This is a genomic window from Spirosoma oryzae (assembly GCF_003002825.1).
In the GTDB taxonomy this organism is placed as follows: domain Bacteria; phylum Bacteroidota; class Bacteroidia; order Cytophagales; family Spirosomataceae; genus Spirosoma; species Spirosoma oryzae.
The window spans coordinates 1-22,942 of sequence record NZ_PVTE01000044.1; the positions used below are offsets into that span (position 1 = coordinate 1).

Genomic DNA, 22,942 nt, shown 5'->3' on the forward strand with positions numbered 1-22,942 from the left:
TGGCCTCAGAGCTTTTTTTTGATCACATCCTGAAGCATCTGTTTATCCAGGCTCAGCCGCGGTGGCGGACCACTCGGCCACTAACTGCTTCAATTGCTGATTTTCTTCCTCCAATTGGCGTAGGCGACGCAGCTCGGGTACGCCTAAGCCACCGTACTTTTTGCGGTCCGCCGCCGCGGTTCCAGTTGTAGAAGGTAGCCTCGCTGATCCCCATCTTGCGGCACACCTCAGCGACGACGGCTCCGGTGTCAGCCTGACGAAGGGCAAAGACGATTTGCGCTTCGGTGAATTTGCTCTTTTTTATAAGCGATTGTTTGGTTATTGAATTACCGAAAAATCGCCGCTGGTACTGTCGTGAGAAACAACTTTTGGGTTAGTATTTTTTCAATATCTTTGAATTAACCAAAGGACAATTCTGTCAAGGCAAATTGATCCTGTGTAGGCCCGCTAGTCGGGCCTACTTTTTTAACAGGTAATTCGTTTTTGCTCGTCATGGGCGAATGATTGGGTTGATAGACAGTACCACTTTTCCAAAGCGAAAAGCATAAAGTCAGTAACTTCTTCTGGACCGCTACGTAAGCCTTCATCTTAATGTGGCTGCGCTCATAAACGCGTTCGTAGAGAGCGGCACAGCTTGGTTCGCCAAACCGAACCGCGTTTAAAGCGGGCATGTAAAGAATACGCCTTATTCGGCTGTTACCCTTTTTGGAGATGCGCGTCTTACCTACCCGCTGGCCGGATTGGTTCTCCACCACATCATAGCCGGCAAAGCTGACTACCTGACGCACGTTATCAAAGCCGGTAAAGCCGTTAGTCTCGGCTACTAATGTCGCTACTGATAGCAAGCCCAATCCCTTCACTGCACAGAGTCGGTCAACGCTTGCTTTGAGTGCCTGATCATCCCGTAATAGCTTCTCGATCGCTTTGCCAATGTCAACCATTTGCTTATCATATAAGGCGATGAGTTTATCTAACTGTTTGATGATGAACACATCACTGACTTGGCTATGCATGACTGAGTGCTTTTGGTTGTCCGATTGATTCTTTAATTCTTGCAACCGTTGATGCTGACGAGTCAGTAAACGAAGTGAGTAAATGTTTTTCGATAGCGGTTGCCATAAAGGCAACTGTTGCTCCAGACCCATACGAGCCAGACCCTGAGCATCGATCTTATCATTTTTAGATTTATGGCCCAGGCTTTTCAGATAGTGTTTGGCCTTGTTGGGTAAAATCACACTAATGGCTCCATCTGCGTTGAATAGATACCAAGCCAATTGCTCATGGTATACGCCGGTCGACTCCATTACACACCGAATAGGTAGGTCAGTCTGCTTATAATGCTTGCTAATCCAAGTCTGTAGACCAGCAAAAGCGGAAAGCTTATTACTAAGCTTGGTGGTACCTCTGATAGTCACCTTACCAGCGGTGTCGATGACAGATAGACAGACCTGAATCGAATCTTTACTAATGTCAAAACCGACACAGTAACGAAGGGGTGTAGTTGCTGATTTCATGTTAGTCGGAAAGGGAAAGTTAGTGGCTAATCAACTGACGGCATTTCCTCACTTTGGCACATGCATGCAGAGTCATAGAGACAAAACTACGCTCTTAGGTACTGTTGAAGTTTGAAGGAAAAACGGGGTGAACAGATTGACCAGCGGCCCAACATCATCAGGTGAAAAAGACGTGTCAACGGCGGAACCCGAGCTACTGCTCACCCCTGTCAGAGACTAACTCAAAATTGCACTTTTACCAACTATATCAAAGAAAGTCAAAGATATGAGCGGCGGACCGTCCGAACTCTCTACTTTAGGCTGGTCTAGTTTTGTGGGTGGAGGTCAATGACCAGTGGGACCCTTTTCTGAACGCGGGGTAGGGGAGGGGGCAACCGGCGAAAAGTGGACTTTTCATGATTAGAAAATCCGTCCACTTTTCTTGTTGAGCCAGTAGTATAATTTTCGCCTTTACTGAACAATTGTGTCTGCTAGAATCAGTTTAGCGGACAATCGCTATTGGCCAGAAGAAAGGTAAACACTTGTTCATTCGTTAACCTTTTCATATCACAAGACCATGAAGTTCGGTTACGCCCGTGTTTCTACCCACGAACAAATTCTCGATCTGCAAATCGATGCACTAAAAGCGGCTGGCTGCGAACGCATCTATCAGGAAAAAGCGAGCGGCAGTAAAGCGGAACGACCAGAACTCATGCGGATGCTCGACCAACTAAGAGCAGGCGATACGGTTATCATTTGGAAACTGGATCGACTGGGCAGATCACTGGCTCATCTGATTAAATTAGTCAGCGATCTGGAAGATCAAGGGGTAGGTCTACTCAGTCTGAACGATCCCATCGACACCACAACGCCACAGGGGCGGCTTGTCTTCCGTATTTTTGCTAGCCTGGCTGAGTTTGAGCGGGATGTCATTCGTGAACGTACCATGGCCGGCGTAGCCTCAGCCCGCCGACGGGGGCGGTTGTTGGGCAGACCTAAAGGATTGACTAAGAACGCTGAGCAAAAGGCCCGGTTGGCCGAGAGTCTCTACAAGGATGAGAACTTCTCTGTCGAGCAGATTGCCCGTGAGCTCCACATCTCCAAAACGACTCTTTATAAGTACCTCCGGCATCGGGGTGTCAGCGTAGGCGTTACGCCCAATTGACTGGTAGAGACTACCCGTTTGTGAATACCAACTTACTGATATATCGGGTAAAGAGTCGGCTCCGCATTTGTTATCTTAGTCGCGGTTTCTCCATTCTCGACCATGCAGTTTTCCGATTTAATTACCACGCTAGGTGGGCTTCATCAGCGGCTCAGTCAGCAAGCCGCTCGTCAGACGGATCAGTTATTAACCTTACGGAATTACCTGTTTGGCTTTTACATTGTTGAGTTTGAGCAGCATGGTACTGACCGAGCAACCTATGGTGAACAACTGCTTAAGCGACTAGCTACCGAATTACGGAGCCACGCCATTAAGGGAGTTTCAGACCGGTCTTTACGACAGTACCGACAGTTTTACCTGGCTTATCCGCAGATTTGGCAGACGGCGTCTGCCAAATTCAACTTGCCTGATTTTGAGCAGACTCGGTCAATACAAACGACTGGTGGCAAACCTGGTGAGCAGGATATTCCGCAACTTAATCCGGCTCTTTTACTTGATCGATTGACCTATTCGCACTTTGTTGAACTGGTGAAAGTCGACAATCCCTTGCTTCGTCGATTCTACGAAGTCGAAGCCCTGAAAAATAACTGGAAAGTACATGAGCTGAACCGGGCAATAACGACCCTGCTAGCCGAACGTACCAGTTTATCGACCGATAAGGCGGCCGTTATTGCACGCATTCAGCAAAACCAGCCCGCTACCTTTGAGGATCTGATTCGCAGCCCGTACCTACTCGAGTTTCTGGGCCTGGAGGAGAAACCGGCGTATACAGAAAACGATCTTGAAACGGCCATCATTGATCATCTGCAAGACTTTTTATTGGAACTGGGACGGGGCTTTTGCTTTGAAGCCCGCCAGAAACGAATTAGCTTCGGTAACCGACATTACCGAATCGACTTGGTATTTTATCACCGTATTCTGAAGTGTCACGTATTAGTCGACCTGAAAATTGGGGAGTTCGATCACGCCGATGCGGGCCAGATGATAGTTTATTTAAACTATTACAAAGCCAATGAAATGAGTGCCGGTGATAATCCACCGGTGGGATTGATTCTGTGCGCTAGCAAAGACAACGCGTTGGTCGAGTACGCTACGAGTGGTATGTCACATGAACTATTCGTATCGCAGTATCTGGCTGAGCTACCCGACAAAGAACAACTTAAAGCGTTGATCGAACGTGAAAGCCAAGGATTTTGACAAAGCGATCGGCCTCTATCGCAGGTAGCCTTCAGAGCGCTTAAAAAGCTAGATAGTAGTGGAATCACTGTACAACATGTACTTAACCTGCTCAAACTACCGTAGAGTTGAAGTAGCCAATCAGTTATCAACACCATGCCTGCAAAGAAATTAAATAGCAGAACATCGACAACGAAAGTAGCAAAACCTAAAGCTGAAACTCTTCCAAAAGCGAAGTTCAAAACTAATATTCTGAAAAAAGAGAAATCTGTAGCTGCGACAAAAAAGCCAGTCAAGGCCACAGGTGTAGCGTCAAAGCCCCAACGGACCGATGTGTTTATCAGCTACAGTCATGCCGATAAAAAGTGGCTGACTGATATGCAAACGCACCTGAAACCGCTTGGTCGGGATCATGGCATAGAAATATGGGATGATACCCGGCTTCAAAGCGGGGATAAATGGAGAGCTGAAATCGCGAAGGCACTCAGCAAAGCCAAAGTAGCTATTCTGCTGGTTAGTCCCCGATTCATGAGTTCCGCCTTTATTGCCACCGATGAGCTACCACCTTTACTACAGGCGTCAGAAAAAGAAGGATTGATTATTTTGTCTGTTGTTACTGGTCGTACAGGTGCCTTCAATGGTCATGCTATCAGTGAATACCAGACCGTGAATGATCCGACTTCACCGCTCAACCTTATGTCGGAAGGTCAGATTGATGAAATATTGTCACAGTTATATAGCCGGGTATTAGATATTTTTACGAAGCCAGCCAGCCGTCCAGTCCCTGATCGAATCGTAAAGACTAACCAAGCGAACGAGTCCGAAGTAACTGAAAAGCCGCGAACCACACGGCTGCCAATTAAATCTGAGAAAGTCCCTTTAGGACGTACCAACGTTAAAAAGTCGGCTACTACTCAGCATACTAGTAATGCGTTGCTGGTTAAGCGTACCGGAGAGTGGCTGGTTGCTCCGGTTAGCAATGGTAGTATATCCCATGAGGTTAGTCTGGAATTGAAACTGACAACAGTGGCTCAACGAACGTTTGTAGCATCGCTCCGGCAGAGCGATAATTTGGCCGGTATTGTTTTTCGGTCGCAGACGTACAGTTGTAAATCTCAGGATATACAGATGCGGACCATTGGTACGAAAGAGACATGGCATCTGACAGCATCGATCAAGCCAGCAAATCGGTCTGCCGAGATTACGTACAGCTCAATTACGCCGGATCAGCAGGCGGAGATTCGCGCTCGGCTGCTACTGCTCGATGAACTGCCGACAACCAATCAATCGCCCTTTGGCTTTATGTCTGCCATTACGCAAATCAACGGTGGCCAGTCTCCGTTGCCTGCATTATATCAACAGCTCAATAAAGAATCGGTTGTTTTTAAACAAGCGGCTCCATTAATACTCACTTGGTTCCTACAGACACACGCAGTGATTGACAATATCCACAAGTTAACTTTGATGCTAAAAACTGACCGATTGACAGTCCGGTTTGAAGGAGAGCGAAACAGCCAGTATCAGAACGAACCACCATTACTTATTAAAATTGAGGGTGTATGCGATTTGTCCAAAGCAGCTCCTATTGGCCCACTGAGGCTTTACTCCATAAATCGATAGTAAACCACCTTATTCCTGCTTTACCAACGGCCAATACCCCATCATGCACTACAAAGCCAGTCAGCGCATCGAAGCCGTACGCGCAGGCAAAACCGACACCCTCGACCTCAGTCACCTCGGCCTAACCGAACTACCCAACGAGGTGTTCAGCCTGCCTAGCCTACGCGTACTGAACGTCAGAAACCTGATGCTGTTCAGCAATCAGACCATGATCGATCTGATGAAGGAAAGTCCGTTTGAGCAGGACCCCGCCCTGTTGACACTAATCGAAGAAGCCGAACACGACCTGCGACAAGATTTACTGGTACCGAAGCAATTACAGACGCTCGACGCCCGGATCAGTCAACTCACTGCGCTCGAAACGCTCGATCTGGGCTTCAACCAGCTTACCCACCTGCCCGAAACGCTGAGCCACCTGCCTAACCTGCGTCGATTGCTGCTTAACGACAATCAACTGACCGCCGTACCCACGTCACTGGCGCAGCTCGTCCGGCTCGAATTACTCGACCTAACCGGGAATCCACTGGAAACGAAACCCGTGCTTACCCAACTGGATAAGTACGAAGCATACAAAGCCCACTTTAAGCAACAACGCAGCGACGCTTTTCGCGCCAAAGACCTGGATATGGGTGTATGGCTCTTTCAGAAAGAAATCAGCTACGGGCTGGTGCTGTAGCAACTCGCTAACACCTGCCCGGTTCGCTCAGATCAAACCACTATGGAGTCGTTTATTACCTTTTTGACCACTTACCTGCTTACGCTCGAAACGAATTATCGCTGGCCAAAGCGTCCGCCCAAAACGCCCTTGCAGGTACCCATGTCAGCCTATCAGGTGGCGGATAATGGTATGACCATGTGCATCAACCTGAAACGCCACCTAACCGACGAATGGCGCAAAGCTGACATGACGCAGAAATACCAGTTAGCCCACTGGATTGTAAAGGACTGGGGTGGCGTACGCGCAAACGCGCCGGACCGCATTCAGCAGTACGTCGACCGGATCATCGCCAGCGACATCCCGACCGGCGTGGCGGGGGTCGCCAGCTTTTCCAAGATTCTGTCTGTTGTGGACTGTACTCGCTACGCCATTTACGATGCCCGCGTAGCCGCCGGTCTTAACGCCGTGCAGTTGCTGTTTCCCACCGCAGAGCCTCGCTACTTTCCGCACGTACCGAGCCGCAATAATACCATCCGTCGCTTTTCCGACTGGTTTGCAGCCCGCCCGCCGGACAATGCCTGGGAGCCCGTACCCCGTGATTCGGCCTACTCCGTTTACTGTCAGTTGCTGCACGATCTGAAACCGCACGTCTCTGGCCACGAGATTTATCATATCGAGATGGCCCTGTTCAGCGCTGCCCCAAGCCTGTGTCAGCGGGCGATGGAAATTCCGGCACTTGAACCTGCACTCCGAAAGCCCGGCTTGTAGCCGGGCTTCAACATGGTAAGGAGTAGAACGTTGCGTTGCGGACTCAATAGCCACTGTCTTATCCAATAGCTACGATCTTCGTCATATGTTTGTAAAACAGGCTTGTTACCACGTATACGTTCAATTGATTAATACACCGTTTCTTCCAGAGTTAAGTTTAACTGCATGTAATGAATATTCATTTATCGATGGATTATCGGAAATACTATTTTGAATCTGAAAAAGTGTCTGCTCGAACATACCGGGTGCAGATTACAGATCAAAGCCATAACAGTAGCAATGTCAAGCTGCAAGAGTTAGCTATTCGGGCAACCAGCCCTCTTGAGGCATTCAATATATCTCTTTCAATCAGAAACTACCAGCTTAATGGATTAAATACACTGACCTATGTCAGAGATACAGCAGGACAAATCCTGTTCATGAGCAGTTACGATGCCGCAACGAATTCGGCCCCTGAAACCGATCTGCCCGTTTTTCAGGTTACCATTGTACGCGAAGCCGGTTCAGACCCCGTGGATAATCACGCCCTTGATTATGCTGAGGATCACATGAGAATTCATGCTTGGACGGCGCAGGAAGCTCATACAATAGCAAACTTTATTTGTTGCCTGCCATTCAACGGACAAGTTCGTCGAACATATATTCAATGCACTGAACACACTAATGAGAGGTATTAGGAAACAATGGCAGACGTACATACTCCCGAACAACGTAGCTACAACATGTCACGGGTCAAGGGTAAAGACACCAGACCTGAACTTACAGTTCGAAAATTTCTGTTTGCGCAGGGCTTCCGCTATCGCTTACATGACAAACGGCTCCCCGGTAGCCCTGATATAATACTACCCAAGTACAAGACTATCATTTTCGTTCATGGGTGCTTCTTTCATGGTCATGAAGGGTGCCGATACTTCGTTATTCCCAAGACCCGTACGGAGTGGTGGGTAAACAAGATCAATGCAAACAGAGCCCGTGACCAGGAAAAGACCAGATTGTTACAGCAATCCGGATGGCAGGTAATTGTGGTATATGAGTGTGAACTAAAGCCACGTATCCGTGACATAACCCTACAAAACCTTGTCTGCCGTATCCGCAACAAAGATTCATAATCTGCAAGTTTCAAAAGGCCTCGTACTGATTATACTTCCTTTACACGTTTAAAGACCCTATTTTCGTGTCTGACGACCACGTCTGAGGTTCCGTCTATGTTGCTTAATCTGACAGAATGCTTGAGTTTTATTACGCTTTCTATCGAGGCGAATTTGAAAAAAAGATAAAGGAGTTGTCTCTGGAAATCAACCGGATACTGGAGCTTGAAGGCGTTTCTATCGTAGCAACTGACCAACAGGTCATAGAAGAGGAACACAGGAGTCTGCTGAAGCAAGATACTTATCGTCAGATCAACAACCTTTTCTATACCATCCGTGCACAGAATCTGTCAGATCACTTCCTGTTAAAGAAGTATTTACCGGAATTCCGCCAGCATCCCCCAGGGAGTTCATTTCTCTTCGCAGACTTCTTCGCGGGTGCGGGTGGCTTGAGCCAGGGCCTTATCCAAGCCGGATTCACTCCCGCTTTTGTCAACGATAGTGAGATTGATGCCGTTGAAACTTATTATTTTAACCATTCACTGCCGTTAGACTATTTCTTCGCTGGAGATATAAGGGATCTGATCAAAAATCCATCTCTGTTTCTACCCTATGTAAAGAACATCAGGGTAGTGACCGGCGGACCTCCGTGCCAGGGATTTTCTATGGCTAATCGGCAAAGGTTGAAGGACGACCCGCGAAACGAGCTGTATAAAGACTTTCTGATTGTTCTCGGGCACATCCGACCTGACTTCTTTATTATGGAGAATGTGCCAGGTATGAAAAACAAAGTACTTGAGATAGAAAAAGACATACAAGAATACACCGATACTGACTATCAGTTTACCGAGCTGAGATTAAATGCGAAAGACTTCGGTATTCCTCAGAATAGGCAACGTTACTTCCTGATAGGTAACAAAGTCGGTTTCGGCTCTTTGCGATTGGAGCTGAACATAAAAATGCAGGCTTCAGGTTTCCCGCGGTATGTTCTGAAGGATGCCCTTCACGGTCTGCCAGCAGTAAAGGTCAATCCCCACAAGCTGAAACTCAGTTATGAAAGCGACGAAAATGGCTTTATGATCCGGAAACAGGAAACCAGTGCCAACTCATTTATCAGCGAAATCAATTCCGGCAAGGCCAGTGGCTATATCTTCAATCATAAAAGCAGATATAATCAGCCGCGTGATGTAGAGATTTTCAGCAAGCTCAAAGAGGGCGCTGATTCACTCGATCCGGCTATAGCATCACTGATGCCATACCAGAGCCGGAATACCGTCTTTAAGGATAAATATTTTCGTCTTGACAGAGAAAAAGTATGTAAAACAATTACCGCTCACATGAGGCATGACTGTAATTCCTATATCCATCCAATCCAGGCACGCGGCCTGACTCCCAGAGAGGCAGCACGAATTCAGACTTTTCCGGATGATTATTTTTTTCGTGGATCACCCAATGACTGGTATCAGCAGATAGGTAACGCTGTCCCCGTTAAATTGGCTGAGATTCTTGCGTGTGAGATAAAAAGGTTTTACGAATGAGATACATTGAACTCTTTGCCGGAATCGGCGGCTTCAGAAGATCCACCGAACTCCTGAACAAAGATTTTAATACGAATTATGAATGTGTTGGATTCTCAGAAATAGATTCCTACGCATTGAAGACGTATGAGGCCAACTATCAGCTCAACGGTGAAGTCCGGATGAATAATATCATTGATTTTGCTGATGATCCAGAAAGTATTCAACAGTTACCGGATTTTGATCTGATACTTGGAGGCTTTCCATGTCAGCCGTTCAGCGAAGTAGGAAAGCAGCTTGGATTCAGGGACGACCGGGGGTCTATCCTGTTCAGTATCAGAGAGATATTGCGGATAAAAAAACCAAATTTTATTGTCCTGGAGAATGTCCGGCATATCGAACGTCACAATAAAGGTCAGACGCTGAATCACATTCTCAAATTTTTCGAAAAACATGGCTATGAGTTTATAAAGACCGTAATACTCAATACGAAAAATTACAACCTACCGCAGCGCCGGAGCCGTATTTTCATCATTTGTAGCCGTATAGACATTAATCTTGAGATTTCGGAGCAGGCAATTACAGATAATTTTCAGACTCTTGGCAACACCTCACTTCTGTCTTTTAATGACACAAGAGAAATACTTGATCGACATGTCGATCTGAAATATTATCTATCGGAGAAGATAAAATACACGATTCTCGCTGACGGGTCAAAAAATTATCGGGGTACATCTCAAATTGACCTCGAGACGGCCAGAACCTTAACGGCAACAATGGTCAAGATGCACAGGGCCTGCCAGGACAATTATTATTCGGATGACTATATCCTGAATGGGTTTTCTCATAAATACACCGATAAAGAAATACTATATAAGACACCTGTTCGAAAACTGACGCCGATTGAAGCGCTGAAGCTTCAGGGATTTGATGAAACCTTCTGTCGGAACGCACTGGAGGCAGGTGTCAGTGAGCATCAGTTATACAGACAGGCCGGTAACGCTCTGAGCGTAAATACAGGATATGCCCTGCTGCACTATCTGTTCTCCGGCAGAATGAGCGCTGCAGTATGAAGAACCCGAACTGGCTACGTGAAGAACTGATTCTGGCACTGGACCTTTATTTCAAACTGTCATTCGGTCAGATGGACGGTCGTAATCCATTGGTTAAATCGCTCAGTGAAGAGCTGAAAGCATTAGGTCTTCATCAATATATTCCGGACACGGTATCATTCAGAAGCCCGAACAGCGTTTCATTAAAACTGGCTAACTTCAAGAGCTTTGATCCAGGACGCAGCGGTACGGGAATGGAGGGATCGGGTCTGCTTGACAGACAGGTATGGAATGAGTTTCATACTGATCGGGCGCGGCTGGCAGTCGAGGCGGGTCGGATAAGAGCCAACAAGACCAGGTTACCAGTTGAGCGTGATGTGTCAAGCGATGGTTCTGCCACTGAACCTACTGATGAATACGCAGCTGTCGACATTGACGATGAGACTGACCCGCATGAACATTCCTATCCTGATCCGGATGCGGTCCTTCAGTCTTTACGGGCTTTCGGGTATAGTCTGGATACTGCTGTGGCTGATCTCATTGACAATTCTATCACAGCGGAAGCCACTGAGATACGGATAACTTTTGGTCTCGATGGTGTTGACTCTTTTCTACGGATAGAAGATAACGGACAGGGTATGTCTCTTGCCGAGCTCCGGACAGCCATGCGCATCGGAAGCATAAGTCCATTGACAACGCGTAGCAGCAGTGACCTGGGACGTTTCGGACTGGGACTGAAAACTGCGTCATTCTCACAGTGCAGGCGTCTGACCGTTAAAACCAGGCAGGAATCGGCTGTATTTACGAGAGTCTGGGACCTTGATAACGTCAAAGACTGGGTGCTGGGCACATATCCTGTGAACAGTTCCTCTGAAACGAATCTGGGGAATGTTATGTCAGCGTCAGGCACTATTGTTTTGTGGGAAGATCTTGACCGGCTGATTGAAATCGGTGATACGACCAGAGACAAAGAAAATTTTTACCGGAAGCTTGAAGCGTTGAAGATTCACCTCGGCCTGATATTCCATAGGTACATCGAAGAAGGCAGTCTTACGATTTACGTCGGTACAAATCCGGTAGCGCCGTTCAACCCGTTTGATATATCTGATAATTTCCCGTCAAAGGAATTGAGTGCATCCGTTTATTCGCTGGGGACAAGCCGGGTAGAAATTCAACCTTATATTCTTCCGCATGAATCCAGGCTTGCACAACACGAAATCAAAAAACTGGATATAATCCGTGGGTGGAATGAACATCAGGGAATTTTCCTTTATCGTAACCGTAGGCTGATACTTGATGGTACCTGGCTTGATCTTCCTTTTCGTAAGAAAGAGAACCAACGGCTGGTGCGTATTCAAGTAGACATACCCAACACGGCTGATAAAGAATGGCATATCGATGTAAAGAAGGCCCATGCTAAAGTGCCTGACGCACTACGAAAACAGTTTATGCAGATCTGTGTGGACGCTATTGAGGAAGGAAAGCGCGTATATTCTCACCGGGGTTCCTACGTCAGACGCCGGGATGAAGATGATCAGACCTTCGTCTGGAAAGCTCGTCAGCAGCACGGAAGACGGGCATACGTTATCAATGACAAACATCCTGTTTACGAGGCTATATGTCAGCTTTTGGGCAGTGAGGCAAGGCTGTTCAGGGATTATATCAGAATAATCGCCGAAACATTGCCTGTCGGTATGCTCATCAATGATTTCACTGATAGTAAAACTGTCGTCGAAACTGATGTCAACGGGGATAAAACTATCCTGAACGACATGTATGAAAATACCCTGCACGCACTGACAAAGGCGGGTATGAGCCGCGAGCAGGCCTTGCAGGAACTTAACCGAATGGAAATATTCCACACCCTTAACCGATAGTTGATGACTCACTTCAACGAAGTCAAGAGTACAGTCCGGGAGCTGTTTTATCTGTTCCGCAAGGTTCATCCTGATTACCTAACTGCTATTACAGAGGCTGTTAATGCAGTGCTGAGTAAATCAATGAGCGTTGAAAATATCCTACGTGGCGAACGTTTATTTTCAAGTATTGAAGAACTTAGGCAGCTGTTGATCAAAGAGTTAGAAGAAGAAGTCAATCTGATAGTAGAGCCAGGCGAGCATCATGCGCTGGTTGATGATAAAGGCCATATTGACTGGTATAAAGAGAAGCGGGCTGCAAACAAAATTGACCTCTCTTTCTGGAACAGATATCAGAAATATCTGACCCACATCAAGGGCTGGGCAGATGCCACCGTCAACAGCATTGATACCATCACGGATGAAATTATTGAATACCTTGAAGATCCTACGGTGGCTGATCGACTATTTGACCGACGCGGGCTGGTCGTTGGCTATGTTCAGTCAGGAAAGACAGCCAATTTCATGGGTGTTATAAATAAAGCCATTGACACTAAATATAGAGTCATTATCGTGTTGGCCGGTATTCACAATAACCTTCGCAGCCAGACGCAAATGCGCATCGATGAGGAGGTCATAGGCCGGGATACAAGCGAAACGGCACTCCGGCGGATTGGAGTAACGACGTTGCCCAATGCGCAGTATTATCCTGTAACGACATTTACTACTCAAGAAGATAAAGGCGACTTCAACAAACGGTTTGCCAAGCAGATTGGCGGCATTCAACCGAATGACAATCAGCCCATGCTGCTGATCGTCAAAAAAAACAAGTCTGTGCTCGATAAACTGGGCAAATACTTTCAGGAATGCCTTGAAACACTGGATGATAAGTATAGATACAAGGATACGAATGGTAAGAAATTTATCAATAATCTACCACTGCTCATCATCGATGATGAAGCAGATCAGGCTTCTGTAAACACGCGCCCTATCAGTAGCGGTGATAAAGAAAGTGACCCGACGGCCATCAATAAAGAAATACGGAAGTTACTGAATCTTTTCCGTCAGAAAGCCTACCTGGGTTACACGGCAACGCCTTTCGCCAACATATTCATTCCCCATACTATCAATCATTCGGTATTCGGGCTGGACCTGTTCCCATCTTCATTTATTCTCGCACTTGATGCCCCATCCAATTATTTCGGACCGCGCCGGATTTTTGGTCTCACAGACAACAGCGAAGCAGGTCTGCCAATATATCGTGCCGTTCGTGATGCCGGAGGTAAGAATACCTCGTTGCCTGTCGGTCATAAAGCGACCGATACGCCGACTGGTCTTCCGGTTTCTATGAAGGAAGCAATCCGCGCCTTCCTTATCGCGTCCGCTATCAGAAGATTACGTGGCCAGGGACAACAGCACAATACTATGCTGATCCATTGTACCCGTTACAATAATGTGCAGAAAGCTTTAGGAACTCTGGTAGGCGAAGAGTTAAATAAGCTGCGTAACAATGTCAGTAACGACGATGCTGCTGTATTAGAAGAACTGAAAAGCCTGTGGCACCGCGACTTCAGCAGTACCAGCCGCAGAATGCAGTATCCGGTTCATTCCTGGCAGGACATAGTACCGCATATCAAGCCCGCAATGATCAAGATGGAGGCATCACCTCTGATTATAAACGGAGAGATAGGTGATATACTCGGATATAAGCAACGCGAAGCTACTGGCCTTTCTGTCATCGCTATCGGTGGAGACAAATTATCACGTGGACTTACGCTGGAAGGATTGACCATAAGCTATTTCACTCGCTCAACTTCACTCTATGACACGCTGATGCAGATGGGTCGCTGGTTCGGTTATCGGTTAGGCTTTGAAGATGTCTGCCGGATTTACACGCCACCTGATCTGTATAGCTGGTACCGTCACATCGCTACGGCGTTTGAATCCCTTCGGGAAGAATTTATTGAAATGAAGCGTCAGAGGCTGACTCCCCATGACTTCGGACTAAGAGTTATGTCTCATCCGGACATGATGATTACCAACTCTATGAAGATGCGTTATGCCGAAGAGGTCAAGCTCACTTATCGGGGTACTCTGACTGAGACATCAACGTTCCCTAATGATGATCAGATACTGAGTGCTAATTATGATCTCACTGAAAGGTTCATTCGTGAACTGGGTTCTGCCAACCGGGATGAACTGGACCATATCGTCTGGTGTGATGTTAATGTCGATAAAGTACTTGACTTTATGGATTCGTATCAGACCTATAAGGGTTCTCCCCAGGCCAATGCACGACGGATTGCCCAGTATGTGAGGAGACAAAGAGACAAAATTGCTCCGGAACTACGTTTATGGAACGTTTCCCTCGTGACACTCAACAAAAAGGATCGCACAGACGGAATTCCGTTTGCCGGCCATTTCGTGAGACCTTACACAAGAACGGTAAAAGAAGACCCTAAAAATAGCCTTTTCATCAAGCGTCTGGTTGATCCTAAGGACGAGTTGCGCGACTTTTCTGAGGCAGACCGCGAACGATTCAAAAGTGAAAGCGTCTCTAATCGACAGACCCGGAGCCAGGGGATCCGACGAACCCATCCGTTATTGTCAGTTTATCTGACAGTCATCGAGGACAAGGAATTCGGTAGTGTTATTGATTATACGAGGAACCCTATAGGGTTTTCCATAAGCTGGCCGGACAGCCATACACTTGATGAAATCAGATATAATATAAATACTGTGGCACAGGAACTGGATATCAATGAGGATGAAAATTGATTACAAGCGCATCTGGCGGGAAATCAATGAAGACTCGCTGACAAACCCTGATCAGCGTATTGCCCGGAAGGTGCCTCAGCAGGGATTTTTTTCTATGTTCTTTGCTACCGATTTTGCTCAACATCTAAGGTTTCTGTATATTCTTGTCGAACCCGGATCAAACATCAGTTCGAGCAGCCTGCCAACGTTTCGGGGCCTTGATGTCAAAGTGGCAACCATTACATTAGGCAGCCATCGTAATGCGCGTTTTCTGGTTTTTGCTCAAGCCGTGCCTCAGACTGATAATATATTTGAAGCAGTCATCAGTGACATATGTGACCGAATCGGTAGTCTGACAGACAGCGGTATGTTTGAGGAGACTTTGACAAATATTCTTGCAGAGTGGAAATTATTCTTTGACAAGGGCAGTGAAGAAATTCTGTCAGAAGCCGCTCAGAAAGGATTATTCGGCGAATTGTCTTTCCTGAAAGACTATATGTTCAGCCGGTACTCCATAGCCGAGGCCGTGAGCGCCTGGACAGGACCTGAACGGACCAATCATGATTATCAGCTTCCCAATGGCGTAGCCGTTGAAATTAAAACAACGGCCGGTCAACAACATAGAAAATTTACAGTCACTTCTGAGAAGCAGTTGGATGAGACCGGGCTCAATGCCTTGTTCGTAGTATTGTATTCAGTTTTTGTACATGTCAATCGGCCGGACCTCTCTCTTCCGGTACTGATCAGCGAAATAAAGAGTGCTTTACATACAGATACCATTACACTGCTTCAATTCGAATTGAAACTGGCCCGCTACGGGTACAATGTAGAATCTGCCGATCAATACAGCCTTGGTTTTTCACGGGCAGGTTTGACGATACTCCAGATCAGTGAGGGATTTCCCCGCCTGCTCCGAACGGATATACCCGAAGCTATCGGTGACCTTTCCTACTCGGTGGCTATATCAGGTTGCCGTGATTTTATATTGACTGAAGACGAATTCCAAACCCGTTTCTGACATGGATATAAAAGAATTTGCGACTGAATTTCTGGAGCAGGCACTGATTACCGCTGAGTCAGAAGTGCTGTCACAGGAAGCCGCTATAACGAGAGATATATTTGATTACGTCACGGATTCAAGTGAAGCGGTTGATCCTGTTCTATGTTACTACAGGAGCAAAGGAATCAAAATAAACGCTTACGATTACGACGATGACGATGACGCACTCAGCCTGTTTTCTACCATACCCAAACTGGAAGCTAATCGTCTGACCGTTGCAGATAGTGAAGTCAGTGACCTATTCGGCAAAATGTTACGGTTTCACAAAGACGTTGTTGCCGGTAAACTACAAGAACGGATAGACGAATCCAACGAGGAACTGTTCGAACTGATGCAGATTATCAGTGAAGCTGCCAATGAAATCAAGACAGTACGGTTGTTCGTGCTGACAAACGGCAGAGCAGGTACAGACGTCCTACCGCAGAGTTTTGAAATTGACGGAGTTTTTTACGAACATCAACTCTGGGACATTGAGCGCCTTTATCAGCATGACAGGATGCGGGCCGGAAAGCAGAAGATAGAAATCGATTTTCTGAATACCCATAATGTACGCCTGAAATGTCTCAGTATAGAAAGTATCAGTGATACGATTGATGTATACCTAACAATCATACCCGGTGCCCTGCTGGCCAAAATATACGGGCAGTATCGCCAGACTCTGCTCGAAAAGAATGTTCGTACCTTTTTACAATTCAAAGCCAAGGTAAATAAGGAGATAAGGACAACCATCAAAGATAAGCCTGACCTTTTCCTGGCCTATAACAACGGAATCAGTACGACAGCAGAGGACGTCGGTATATTCACTGAAAATGGAATGACGTATATCAATTACATTGAAAATCTACAGATCGTTAATGGTGGCCAGACAACAGCATCCATCTTTGCTACATCCCAGGAGAAAGATATAGATCTATCCAGGGTATTTGTACAGATGAAGGTGTCAGTTATCAGAGCCACTGACCGAATGGATGATATTGTTGCTGATATTTCCCGATATGCAAATAGCCAGACTTCAATTAAAGACTCAGACTTTAGCTCCAATAATCCCTATCATATTGCTATAGAAAATTTCTCCCGTTCGGAGTGGATTCCATCCCGTACGGGTGGTAGAGCAACATCAAAATGGTTTTATGAAAGGACGCGTGGGCAATATCTTGATGAACAGTCCAGAAGACAACAGGGAGTTGAACAAAAAAAATTCCTCATCGAATATCCGAAGTTAAATAGGTTCAATAAAGGAGAGCTGGCAAAATATGAGATGAGCTGGTTGCAACATCCTTATCTTGTGAGCAGAGGAGCAGAGAATAATTTCAAAGAATTTACCAAAGAAATCGTTAAAGCATCTAAAGTTGACGTATCAAAAAAGTATTATCATCAGCTTATCGGTAAAGCTATCCTGTTTAAGGTGATTGACAAACTGGTGCAGAAGAAAAGTCTTGGAGGATATAAAGCCAACATGGTTTCATATCTGATTGCCTTTATATCCTCCAGAACTAATAAAAAACTGAATCTTGAACAGATATGGGTCGATCAGGATATCAGTGAAAATCTGAGACAGGTCGTAGACAGGCTTATACCCATAGTCTGGAGACATATCACTGCACCGGATAAACCCGGAATGAATATTGGTGAATGGTGTAAGAAACAGGAATGCTGGATAAAATTGAAGGACAAACTTGTTGATATTGACCCCTTGCTTGAAGATGAGATAGCCGACAACAATTTGTCGGACAGTAATGAATTGATAAGTAGCAGTTTGACACCTCAAGAATCCGCTGTAATCGATGAAGTGATGGCCATCGCTCCAAGCACTTGGTTTGGTTTGGCAAAGTGGGCTAAAGATGAAGAAAAACTAACGCCTTTTGACCGGAAATTAAGTTTTAATTTAGGGATACTTGTTAAAAAGGATAAAGGCTTAACGATTAAACAGGCTAAGAATGGTCTGAGAATTATGAAAAGTGCAAAAGAACAAGGTTTTCAGATAGTTGAATAATTCATTATACGACCTTAGAAAGGAATTGCTAATTGGACTCAGCAACAAGTAAGTAAATGAACAAAAACTTCTTAAGTATTTATTATACTTAAGAAATAATCATGTTGCGAATAGATATTCTTAAATTACATTAAATTAAATAGATAAAATTGATGGCCCAAAGATACAAGCCGAAATTCAGGTTTATTCTTGTTGATAAAATAACAAGAAAGTTTCCAAAGAGAGACTCTGAGCTTATCAGTGAAAGATTAATGACAAGTTCATTAGAATTCACTTATATTTTTGACGATCGTGACAGTCAAGAATCGAAAACAAGCTATTACAATGCTTTGTATAGAGGAATTGCTGAATTCGAGGTCTTAATGTTCTGATTCAGAGCATTTCCTTTTTACAAGAAAACGGTAACTGAGGTGATCCTGTTTAGCTGGACGGTAGCCAAGAGACAGTTTTAAGATTATTCTGATAGTACGCTTCTTCAAACTACATAGGGCTGATATGACCCAGCGTCGAATATCACCCTTTGCGGTTGTAGTACTGGTCAATCTACTCAAACAACTGCTCCCTTGCGTCGGCCAACAAGCAGAATACCCGTTGACTGACCAACTCCGCTTTCAGCCCCGACCAACACCAACCCATAAACGCATTGTCGTAAGGGTAATCCGAACGACTCATACTCTGGTCGAACTGATATAGCCGTAGCATCGTCCGAAACGTTTTCCCCACGTACTACCCCCTTAGTCAGAGTGGATGATACTGCCTTTTCTCAATTGGTTATAACCACTAGCTTTTTGCAAAGCGTTGAGTGTACCAATATTTGGTCCATGTGGTAGTCTACTGTCCAGCCATTGAGTTCGCGGCTGAATAAGTCCATCTACCCGGTAAAATAAACCCACTCCCCGCCAGCCAATGGCAGACAGGTTATGTCACCAACCAGCACTTCGCCGGATCACATATGCAAGGACTGATCCAGTCGCAGGTCCGGACTAGAAGGCCACGGTAGCCGTTGTCAGTTAGTTCCTAGCGCAATGCTACGCGGCTGAAGGGCCATCAAGTTGGGCTGAAGAGCGTGACTATGCGGCCTGCATCCTGTCAACCGACAGCGGTCCCAAGCAGAGCTAACGGCAAGGCATTAAAAATGCGGGTACAGACTACTCAAAAGTTTCACCATTCAAAAGTTGGGCTATCTGCTCGGCTGTCATACCATCTTTAAAACCTTTTATTTGGTCAAGCCAAAAATATCGTTTAGCTCTGACTGACGAAAACGATGTTTTAACAAAATTTGTCGGGTAGAATTTGTCAACTAAAAAAAACTTACTGCCATTTTTTAAATCGTAATAAGTTGTATCCTCTATGATTCCCTTGATACGACTGTATTCGTTATCATCAATGTTATTCAAACCACCTTCTGCTGGGGCAACTAGTTTACCTTCAACGTAATTACAGACAACAATTTTCTTGAGCGCACCAACAGCTATCACCTTTTTATTTAAATAGAGACCTACATACTTGAATGGAGAGTTATGCCTCCGATTTGCTGGGTCGTAGTATATATCATATTTAAGATTTTCGCTCCAAGAGTCGGTTGCTGTAAAAGCAAGGAGCGTTTTCCTGTCAATATTTGTAAGTCCTTGTTCTGTACAGAGTAAGATATAATCCTCAAGAATATCTTTCATTTCCAAATCATTGTCTGAAAGTACACTTGAAACAGTTTTGTATATAGATTCGTAAGTCGTGGATGCAAATTTTATATCTTTATATTTCTCGATTTGTAGTATTTGTAAGATTTTTGCTTTTATGTCGTTATTAACTGTGTTTTTTGAAAGAGTTAAAAGTATTTTTGACGAATGGTCATTACCGAACGAGTCAAAATGTCTTATTAGCTGGTCTGTCGAAAAATTATCATACAATTTAGTCTCGACCACAACCTTGAAACTGTCTTGGGATATAACACCATCTACTACGCTATTTTTCCCCCACTGTTGCTGAGTAAATTTTACCCCTATTTCCAGAGAAAGGTTGCTGTTATCTAAAATTAGATTTAAAGTAGTTTCAAATTTTAGCCTGTCATAATGATATAATCTTGATAAGAAAAGGAGTGTGGCATTTGTAACCCAGTTTTCTTTACTGCTATAGCGCTGGAAATAATGTAGCTTGCTCATTAACAATGATTTATAGTAAGATAAATTTAGGCTTCCCAAGATTCACCTGTTAGTAGTGACTCGCCAAACTCTAACAAATTAAACAATTCAAATGCTTCTACTGTCAACCGGAACCCGCCCAACGAGCTAAAAGTCTGACCACTGCGGCCTGCAAGTTTTTGATCGCAACGCCAAAATGGACGCCTAAACCTGACTTCGCGAGACGTGCAAACTGTCGACCGCAACCCGCCCTAAAAGCCCATTTCGGACATTCAACTCAACGACCCTATGTGATGATGGCGACCGTAGGGAGCGCTTTACACACATAGTCGGTTGGGCTGGTGGCCTGACTTCGGGACATATTGCCTGCCGCCGGTGACTTGCCTTACTTCCAGTAAAAAATCTATATTATTATTGCTCATTCCATTTTTTGGGAAATTTTGTCCCAAAATCACTATAGCGGCTATTTGAATTGAAAATAATTAGATTTTCTCTTGTTCTGGTTAATGCGGTATAAATTATTGTGTCAAGTTTCTTATTAGTCTCAGGGGATTCAGATGGAATAAACAAAACAATATTCAACAACTCCCATCCCTTAAAACTATGGATCGTCGACATTTTTAATCTTCCATCACCCATCCAAAATGCTTTTTTATGAGGATGGAATCTTGCTTCTGTATCTTCCTCAAAGACATGGTTTACATCAATTTTCTTTTCCTTAAATAGATCTACAGCTATTTTTCCGATTTTATGACTAGGCAATAAGATGACTATATCAGATGCGCTATAACCTTCTTTTTTTAATCTTAAAAAAGCATTGTAAACATAGTATTGCCAGTCCTCCTCATTTATATTCAGCCAAATAATATGATGAGAATGGAGCAAGACTGGATTGTCTTCAATCCTATCAACCTTTAGTTCCTGATTAAGATTAAAAATTTCACTAAATTCATTTGACATAATTGCAACTCTTTTAGGAAGTCTAAAAGTGACAGTCAGATCAATATATGGTTCTTTAAATTTGTCTAATCCTTCTTTGGTTACTCTCTTATCTAACCAATCTAACTCTCTATCAAATATATTTTGTCTTTTATCACAAACAATCATTACTTCATCTCTAATCTTAAGAAAATATCTGTTTAGCATGTAATACCAATCAAAATGATAGTCTTGCCCTTCATCGATGAGTATTGCATCGTACTTTTGATAATCCTTTCCTTTTATTGCGGTAATTACAGCGGCTGGAACTGTCGACTTAAAAAAATCATCTATAGAATTTTCGTAATCTACTTGTTCTTTAAAATCTGTCCGCTGGGGAGATTTCGGCCACTTACTTTCAAACTCGTTTAACTTGTCTTTACAAAACCCGTGGAAATGAGTGAAAGTAAACTTATCCCAACTGAAATTGAAGGGTGAACGGGCAATCATGTCTTTGACATAATGCCATAATGTAATATTGAAAGATATTATAAGCACATCAAATCCTTGTGAAGCTAGTTTTCCAGCCCTGTAAGCGAGTGCTTGGGTTTTGCCGCTCCCGGCTACACCTCTGACACGATAATGGCCACTTTTAGGTTCAGCTACCTTGATTTGATTACCTCTCAGTTTTAGAACAATTCCTTGCTCGATACTATGATAAGGCGGATTAAGCCAGAAAAGTATATCCTCATTCCAATCTCTATTCCAGTAATTATTACTACTAATGTTAATGTCTGGCACAATTTCTTTAAGATTATTTTCTCTAATACTATCAAAACCGAAGAAGGGAAAGTATCTATAATCTTTTATTTTTTCACCTAATTTTTCTTGACATACACTTGTTTGAGCTTTGTGAAAGTAAACCCCTGTTTTAATAAGACCGAAGTTTTTCTCGTTTTGATCTATAGCTTCACCAATGTTAGGAACCAATTGACCAATTAACTTTTCTTTATAATGTTTTACTTGCTCGATAGGACTTTTAATTTGATGAATACCTTTGCCGTCATTTACGAATAGACCTGCTTCGTTAGACTCATAAAATTTCAAATCCCAGTCTTTCACTTCATATATAACTAGCCCTACTTGTGGATTAAATATAATAACGTCTGGTCTTGTACCATTTAAGAATGGTTGGACAAAAATTATCCATCCTTTGTAATTCTCTAACTTATGGTTCTGTTGCCAATTTTCATCTTTCGGCAAGTAAGTATCAAGATACCTTATTAAATGCTCCTCACCGGCTGTCAAGGGGTTATTTTGTTCTTTTAATTGTTCCCAATTCGGATATAGTCTATTTGCCAAGTCGAAGATGTCTTTTAGAGACGGATTATACAGTGTGAAAGATATTTTGATGTAAAACTTACTGAGTCTTGTCAAACCTGATTTGTCTAGGCGATTGCCCTGTCGCACGAATGCTGATCCACAGACATAAACCTGCCGAACATGGGCGTTCACCCTGTCGACTTAAAGCTGGAAATACGATCCCAAACGTGATCTCTGGGACGCGCTGCCTGCCACAGGTAACTATGCTTTGACTCACATTTTAGTTCGTTCACCTAACGACCACAGGGGTTGATGGAATGCGAGTCACTTGACTGAACGCAGGTACTTTTAACCTTTACA

At 44.5% G+C, this 22,942-nt stretch carries 16 protein-coding genes and 1 pseudogene; 13 read left to right on the plus strand and 4 right to left on the minus strand.

The features are described 5' to 3' along the window. Positions 1-11: 11 nt before the first annotated feature. Positions 12-304 (minus strand): annotated as a pseudogene (locus CLV58_RS26625) (transposase); the annotation flags it as partial. Positions 305-398: 94 nt separating this feature from the next. Beyond that, positions 399-1,514, minus strand: a complete 1,116-nt coding sequence (locus CLV58_RS26630; protein WP_106140889.1) for an IS110 family RNA-guided transposase — start codon at positions 1,512-1,514, stop codon at positions 399-401. Between the two features lie 556 nt (positions 1,515-2,070). Between CLV58_RS26630 and CLV58_RS26635 the strand changes: the two genes are divergently transcribed. From CLV58_RS26635 to CLV58_RS26695, 13 genes are all read left to right on the plus strand, one after another. After that, positions 2,071-2,658 (plus strand): recombinase family protein, encoded by a 588-nt coding sequence (locus CLV58_RS26635; protein ID WP_106140890.1) that lies wholly within the window; start codon positions 2,071-2,073, stop codon positions 2,656-2,658. A 102-nt stretch (positions 2,659-2,760) separates the two neighbouring features. After that, a complete protein-coding gene (locus tag CLV58_RS26640) occupies positions 2,761-3,855 on the plus strand; it encodes a PDDEXK nuclease domain-containing protein (RefSeq protein WP_106140891.1) in 1,095 nt (364 codons plus the stop codon). Between the two features lie 135 nt (positions 3,856-3,990). Further along, a complete protein-coding gene (locus CLV58_RS26645; RefSeq protein ID WP_106140892.1) occupies positions 3,991-5,454 on the plus strand; it encodes a toll/interleukin-1 receptor domain-containing protein in 1,464 nt (487 codons plus the stop codon). A 43-nt stretch (positions 5,455-5,497) separates the two neighbouring features. Further along, entirely contained in the window at positions 5,498-6,130 is a 633-nt protein-coding gene (locus tag CLV58_RS26650; protein ID WP_106140893.1) for a leucine-rich repeat domain-containing protein, read from the plus strand. A gap of 42 nt (positions 6,131-6,172) precedes the next feature. Next, entirely contained in the window at positions 6,173-6,880 is a 708-nt protein-coding gene (locus CLV58_RS26655) for a hypothetical protein (RefSeq protein WP_106140894.1), read from the plus strand. A 170-nt stretch (positions 6,881-7,050) separates the two neighbouring features. Then, the gene (locus tag CLV58_RS26660) at positions 7,051-7,557 is read left to right on the plus strand and encodes a hypothetical protein (protein WP_106140895.1); all 507 of its coding nucleotides are present in this window, start codon (positions 7,051-7,053) and stop codon (positions 7,555-7,557) included. A 6-nt stretch (positions 7,558-7,563) separates the two neighbouring features. After that, positions 7,564-7,989 (plus strand): very short patch repair endonuclease, encoded by a 426-nt coding sequence (locus CLV58_RS26665; RefSeq protein WP_106140896.1) that lies wholly within the window; start codon positions 7,564-7,566, stop codon positions 7,987-7,989. 116 nt (positions 7,990-8,105) lie between these two features. Next, entirely contained in the window at positions 8,106-9,506 is a 1,401-nt protein-coding gene (locus tag CLV58_RS26670; RefSeq protein WP_106140897.1) for a DNA cytosine methyltransferase, read from the plus strand. Continuing rightward, positions 9,503-10,558 (plus strand): DNA (cytosine-5-)-methyltransferase, encoded by a 1,056-nt coding sequence (dcm, locus tag CLV58_RS26675; RefSeq protein ID WP_106140898.1) that lies wholly within the window; start codon positions 9,503-9,505, stop codon positions 10,556-10,558. Before CLV58_RS26670 ends, dcm begins: the two co-directional genes overlap by 4 nt. Further along, positions 10,555-12,414 (plus strand): ATP-binding protein, encoded by a 1,860-nt coding sequence (locus CLV58_RS26680; RefSeq protein ID WP_106140899.1) that lies wholly within the window; start codon positions 10,555-10,557, stop codon positions 12,412-12,414. Before dcm ends, CLV58_RS26680 begins: the two co-directional genes overlap by 4 nt. Before the next feature lie 3 nt (positions 12,415-12,417). Next, entirely contained in the window at positions 12,418-15,171 is a 2,754-nt protein-coding gene (locus tag CLV58_RS26685; protein ID WP_106140900.1) for a Z1 domain-containing protein, read from the plus strand. Beyond that, positions 15,161-16,168 carry a PD-(D/E)XK motif protein gene (locus tag CLV58_RS26690; protein WP_170108809.1) on the plus strand — a complete coding sequence of 336 codons (1,008 nt, stop codon included), beginning with the start codon at positions 15,161-15,163 and terminating at the stop codon, positions 16,166-16,168. Before CLV58_RS26685 ends, CLV58_RS26690 begins: the two co-directional genes overlap by 11 nt. A 1-nt stretch (position 16,169) precedes the next feature. After that, the gene (locus CLV58_RS26695) at positions 16,170-18,203 is read left to right on the plus strand and encodes an AIPR family protein (RefSeq protein WP_106140902.1); all 2,034 of its coding nucleotides are present in this window, start codon (positions 16,170-16,172) and stop codon (positions 18,201-18,203) included. 1,148 nt (positions 18,204-19,351) lie between these two features. Here the strand turns inward: CLV58_RS26695 and CLV58_RS26705 are convergent. Next, positions 19,352-20,362 carry a hypothetical protein gene (locus CLV58_RS26705; RefSeq protein WP_106140904.1) on the minus strand — a complete coding sequence of 337 codons (1,011 nt, stop codon included), beginning with the start codon at positions 20,360-20,362 and terminating at the stop codon, positions 19,352-19,354. A 390-nt stretch (positions 20,363-20,752) separates the two neighbouring features. Then, entirely contained in the window at positions 20,753-22,621 is a 1,869-nt protein-coding gene (locus tag CLV58_RS26710) for an NERD domain-containing protein (protein WP_170108810.1), read from the minus strand. Positions 22,622-22,942 lie beyond the last annotated feature (321 nt).